The sequence below is a fragment of the Alkalibacterium sp. s-m-28 genome (genome assembly GCF_054658175.1).
This window is the reverse complement of sequence record NZ_BAAGIQ010000267.1, coordinates 1-485: the sequence shown is the minus strand read 5'-3', so window position 1 is coordinate 485 and position 485 is coordinate 1. Positions and strand designations below refer to the sequence as shown.

At 36.5% G+C, this 485-nt stretch carries 1 protein-coding gene; it reads left to right on the top strand.

All coding sequences use genetic code 11. The features are described 5' to 3' along the window. Positions 1 to 26: 26 nt before the first annotated feature. Positions 27 to 485, top strand: a 459-nt coding sequence (locus ACYQ4S_RS12275; protein ID WP_459771451.1) for a transposase, incomplete at its 3' end; no start/stop codon positions are given.

Below are 485 nucleotides of genomic sequence, written 5' to 3'. Positions count from 1 at the left end.
ACCAACATTCCAAGGAGAGATGTCTTATGGCTAACATTTTACCAAATAATTCAGAAAAAAACGAGTTTTATTCGAGTATTGATCACTTTATCAAACAATTTACAGTCGGAACCCTGTTAAATCGGTCCAATATCAAAAAAGAAGAAGGAGTAAGTGTGACCGCTATCGTTACCTTCTTATTTACTGTTGCCTTTCATGGTGGAAAAAGTATGAATCAATTAGTGAATGATTCTGAAAGACAGCCGGGATTTAAAAAAGATACAGTGAATCGGTTCTTGAAGAATGAACGATTCAATTGGCGAACCTTCCTGCTATTACTATCTGAAAAAGTGATTGCGACGTTAATCCCTTATGTCCAAGAGGACAATGAACGGGTACTTATTCTGGATGATTCCATGTTTAGCCGTAATCGAAGCAAAAAAGTCGAGTTGTTAGCTAAAAACTATGATCATGCGAGCGGAAAATATATGAAAGGCTTTCGTATG